Raw genomic sequence first — 4,793 nt, 5'->3', positions numbered from 1 at the left:
ACGGCGAGCCGGTCGATCCGCAGCGCTTCCTGCGCGGGCTGCTGCGGCGGCTGCCGCTGATCGGCACCCTGGTCGGGCTGGGGCTGGGCGTCTGGCTCGTCGCCACCAACGACCTCGGGGCGATCGGCGCGGCCTTCGGGCGGATCGGTCCGGCGGGCCTCGCGGCCATCGTCGGGGTGCGGGCCGTCATCGTGCTGCTGTGCGGCCTCGCCTGGGCGCGCGTGCTGGCCGGCATTCCGCCTTCCGGCCGTCCCCGAACGGGGCCGGAGGTTCCGGCCGGGCGTCCCGTCGAGCGTTCCGTCGAGACCGGCGCCTTCGTGATCCTGCGCTTCGTGCGGGAGGGCGTGAACGTGCTCCTGCCCGTCGCCTCGGTGGGCGGCGAGGTGGTGGGCGGGCGCCTGCTGACCTTCTGGGGCGTCGCGGGCAGCCTCGCGGCGGCCTCGATCCTGGCCGACATGCTGATCCAGGTCGCGACGCAGGTGGCCTTCACCGGGCTCGGCGCCGCCCTGCTCTGGCGGCTGCCGGGGGAGGCCGCCGCCGCGCTCGCGTGGTGGACGACGCAGGCCGCCGTGGTCGCGGTGGCGGCGGTGGCCGCCTTCTTCGCCCTGCAGACCTTGGGCGCGGCGCGGGGCCTGGAGCGGCGGCTTGCCGGCCTCGGACGCCGCTTCCTGCGCTCGGCGGCCCCGGACGGCGCGGGTCCGGAGGCGGGCACGGCGAGCATCCTCTCGGTGCAGGAGGCCCTCGACGCGGTCTGGGCGCGGGGCCGGCGCGGGCGCATCGCCCAGTCGGTCGCCCTGCACGCCGTGGCCTGGGGCCTCGGCGCGGTCGAGATCTGGATCGTGCTCGCCTGCATCGGCGTCGAGGTGAGCCTGACCGAGGTTTTCGTGCTCGAATCGCTGTCCCAGGCGATCAAGTCGGCGGCCTTCGCCGTGCCGAGCGGGCTCGGCGTGCAGGAGGGCGGCTTCGTCGTGGTGGGCGCCCTGTTCGGTCTCGACGCCGGCACCGCCATCGCCCTGTCGCTCGCCAAGCGCGTCCCCGACGTGGCGCTGGGCCTGCCCTCGCTGATCGTCTGGCAGATCCTGGAAGCCAAGCGAGCCCAGGTGCTGGCACCGCCGGGGTGATGGGTTTCGAAAGGGCAAGCCCTTGTCATAGGGTCCAGGGCAGAGCCCTGGAAGGGCGGCTCAGCCCACGCCGGACACGAGCCATCCCCGCATCGCCTCGAAGGTCGCGATCCCGGCGGCGAAGGCCGCGGCGGCCTCCGCCTCCGGCAGCCCGTCCAGCCGTTCGCGAAAGCCGCGCCAGAGCGGCCCGGTGTCCCGGCCGCGGCCGGCATAATAGGCCAGCGGGACGTCCTCCCCGTGCAGGCGGGCGACGTGGCGGCCGATCACGGCCCCGCCGAGCGTCGAGCCCTCCAGCACGTAGAGCGCGCCGAGCGCCGCCCCCGGCCCGTCGAGCCGGGGCAAGGCGGGAGCGGGCAGGGGATCGGGCGCCGCCCCGTCGAGGGCGCGCAGGTCCGCGTCGAGGGCCGGGAGCCGTCGGCGGGGATCGAAGAAGGCGGAATCCGCGAGGGCATCGCCGATCGCCGGCTCGTAGGCGGCGTGGAAGCCGCGGAGCCTTTCCAGCAGCGCCCGGTAGCCGGGAAGCGTCGCCACGCGCGCCTCCCAGTCGAGGTCGCGCTCCAGCGCCTCGTGCGCCGCTCGCGTGGCCTCCCGCAAGCGGGCGTGCAGGCTGTCGCTCAAGGAGGGCTCGGGCGTGGCAAGGTTCAGGCGTGAACCGTGAAGCAGGCGCCGTCGGCATTCTCGACGTCGAGGCGGGCGCCGATCTGGTCGAGCATGGCGCGGATCAGCTTCATGCCGAGCCCGGTGCCGCGCGCCTTGGCGCTCTCCCAGCCCGGCGGCATGCCCTCGCCGTCGTCGCAGATCCTGAGGCGCACGGCCCCCTCCCCGCCCGCGACGGAGACGCTGATCCGCGCGCCCTTGTCGGGCCGGCCGGCATATTTGAACGCGTTGGTGACGAGTTCGGTGGTGATCAGCGAGAGCGCCACCGCGTGCCGGTAGGGCACCATCAGGCCGGGCTCCGCGGTCAGCTCGACGCTGTGCTCGTCGCCGGCCATGCCGGCGAGATCGCTGCACAGGGCCTGGATGGTCTGGCCGAGATCGACCTGCTCCATGCTCTCGCCCTGATAGAGGCTGTCGTGCACCCGCGCGACGCTCATCACCCGGGCCGAGGTCTCGGAGAAGGCCTGGCGCGCCTCCGGGTCGGCGATCTGGCGGCGCTGCATGTGCAGGAAGGCCGTCACGATCTGCAGCGAGTTCTTCACCCGGTGGTCGATCTCGCGGGTGAGCAGATCCTTCTGCTCCAGCAGGCGCTCCTTGTCGGCGAGCAGCCCGGTCAGCTCGTCGATCTTGCGGCGCTGGCGCAGCACCACGCCGTCCACGGCGTCGGCGAGCTGGGCGGCGAGCGCGACCTTCCACGTCGCCCAGGGGGCGGAATGGCCGCGCCGCTCCTCGATCCAGCGCTCGAACGAGCGCCGCGGCAGCACCGCCACCGGGCCGCTGCCGGGCAGGACGGGCTTGCGCGGGTCGCCGCCCCAGGTGACGGTGCTCGGCACCTCCGGCTTGACCCAGAACAGGAGATGCTGGCGCGAGGTGCCGACGAAGGCCGCGAGCAGGCCGCTGGCGATCTCGGTGTAGGCCGCGGCCGGGGCGTGCTGCAGCACCAGCGTGTCGGTGACGAAGGTGGTCTCGCCGGGGGGCAGGCTGTGCCGCAGCCAGTCGGCGAGCGCCCGCACCGCCGCCTCGTCCGGCGTCGTGCCGACGAGGCAGACGGCCTCGTCCGAGACGATGCCCGCGCCCGTCGCGCCGAACAGGTCGAGCAGGGTCGGGTTGCCCTGGGTCAGCGAGCCGACGAAGTCGTCGGAGCGGGTGAGGCCGCGGACCAGCCGGCCCTGCACGTCGAGATGGCGCTGCCGCTCGCTCCACAGCGCCTTGCCCTCGATCTCCTGCACCCGCATGGCGAAGGCGTCGGTGAGCACGGTGGCCGCGGCGCGGGTCTCCGGCGCGACGTAGTGCGGCCGGCGGTGATGGCCGATCATCAGGCCCCAGAGCCGGTTCTCGACCATGATCGAGATCGACATCGAGCCGTCGACGCCGAGGTTGCGCTGGTATTCGAGGTGGATCGGCGAGAGGGTGCGGTTCTGCGCGAAGGTGAGGTCGATCGGCGCGTTGCCGGCGGAGCGGCCGGCGACCAGCGGCACCGGCACGCAGTCGCGGTCGATCACGAAGCGGCTCTTGGCCTTGGTGTAGAGGGCGCGGGCCTGGGCCGGGATGTCGGAGGCGGGAAAGCGCAGGCCGATCAGCGGACGCTGCCAGTCCGGCACCATGTCCTCGGCGATGGCCTCGCCGTTCCACTCGGCGTCGAAGCGGTAGACGAGGACCGATTCGAATCCGGTCATGGCGCGGATCTCGAGGGCGGCGATCTGCGCCGCCTCGGTCAGGGTCTCGGCGGCGCGCAGCCGCACCATGGCGAGTTCGGCGTCGAGCGGGCTCGCGGCGAGGAAGTCCTCGGGCCGCTCCGGCGCCAGTTCCAGCTCGACGATGACCCGGCCGAGATGGGCGTGCGCCACGAGGTGGAAGCGCTCCTCCCGCGACGGAAGGGTGAGCGTGCGGCGCAGGAGCCGCCCGTCGGTGAGGGTGTGGGCGGACAGCCCGTCGCGGATCGCGGAGACGATTCCCCCCGGCAGCACCGCCTCCAGGGCGAGGCCGTTGGGCGGGAACTGCTCGGGTGCCAGCACGTCGACGGCGTTGGCGCTGAAGGCCAGGATCTCGAGGGTCGCGGCGTCGGCGGCGAGCATCACCGCGTTCGGCTGGATCGAGCCGGGGACGTGGATCGGCTCGCGCTCGCACAGGCTCGGATCGACCGGCTCGGCCCGGCTGCGCTGGGAGATCGCGGCCAGCACGGCCTCGCGCGAGGGGCCGGCGGCGATCTGCTCCAGCGGGCTGATCGTCAGCCAGGTGCGCCCGTTCGCGCCGGACCGGAGGCCGATGCGCGCCCGCAGAGGGGCCGGGATGCGCCCGAACACGAACTCGAAGGCCTGGGCCGCCACTTGGCCCGCCGCTTGGCCCGCTACGCCCCGGCGCTGGGCGGCGAGGAAGCGGCCGAAGAAGCCGGGGACGTGGGCGCTCGGCACGAGATCGCGGAAGAAGTTGCGCCCGATCATCGCGTCGGGCGGCAGGCCGCACAGCGTTCCCGCCGCGCGATTGCAGGCGAGCACCGCGCCGGCGGAATCGAGCGCGAGAATCCCCGCGCCGAATTGATCCCGCTGCTCCGGGGTCAACGCGTCGAGATCGACCGGAAGGTCGATCGGACCACCGTGCGGTCCCGCGGTGTGCATCTGCGACGGATCGACCATTACGGCAGTCGGTATGCCTGCCGCGCTGCGGTTACGCAATGCCGAGGCGCCCTCCGCCGCATCTTTGGGCTCGCCGAAAAGTCGCACCAAGTGCCTGATAAGCCCGAGCTTTGTCTGAAACCATACACTCGTCCGCGACACTCCGCGACACGGGGCGTGGGCCGATCGGCACCGCCGCGCTGCCGCGACCGGGAGCCCGCCGCGGCGGCGAGTCGAGCGGCCCGCCTCACCCGCCCGCGAGGTCGGAGAGGGCCGTGTCGAGACCCTCCTCCAGGGTCGGGTGGTAGAAGGGGCGGTCGCGCAGGCGCCGCACGTCGAGCCCGTCCTGCACCGCGTGGGCGAGGAGGTGGCCGAGATGCTCCGCCTCCGGGCCGACGAGTTC

At 73.6% G+C, this 4,793-nt stretch carries 3 protein-coding genes; 1 reads left to right on the top strand and 2 read right to left on the bottom strand.

Annotated features, from left to right (window positions below):
• Positions 1-29 precede the first annotated feature (29 nt).
• Entirely contained in the window at positions 30-1,121 is a 1,092-nt protein-coding gene (locus tag MFF42_RS04460; protein ID WP_238254684.1) for a lysylphosphatidylglycerol synthase domain-containing protein, read from the top strand.
• Between the two features lie 60 nt (positions 1,122-1,181).
• On the opposite strand, the gene MFF42_RS04455 is transcribed toward MFF42_RS04460, so the two are convergent.
• Positions 1,182-1,739 carry a biliverdin-producing heme oxygenase gene (locus tag MFF42_RS04455; RefSeq protein WP_238254683.1) on the bottom strand — a complete coding sequence of 186 codons (558 nt, stop codon included), beginning with the start codon at positions 1,737-1,739 and terminating at the stop codon, positions 1,182-1,184.
• A 23-nt stretch (positions 1,740-1,762) separates the two neighbouring features.
• Complete coding sequence (locus MFF42_RS04450) at positions 1,763-4,411, bottom strand: histidine kinase dimerization/phosphoacceptor domain -containing protein (RefSeq protein WP_238254682.1); 2,649 nt, start codon at positions 4,409-4,411, stop codon at positions 1,763-1,765.
• Positions 4,412-4,793: the final 382 nt, after the last annotated feature.

This window comes from Methylorubrum podarium, assembly GCF_022179745.1.
Taxonomy (GTDB): domain Bacteria; phylum Pseudomonadota; class Alphaproteobacteria; order Rhizobiales; family Beijerinckiaceae; genus Methylobacterium; species Methylobacterium podarium.
The sequence above is the reverse complement of the archived record's forward strand: the minus strand, read 5'-3'. Positions and strand labels throughout refer to the sequence as shown.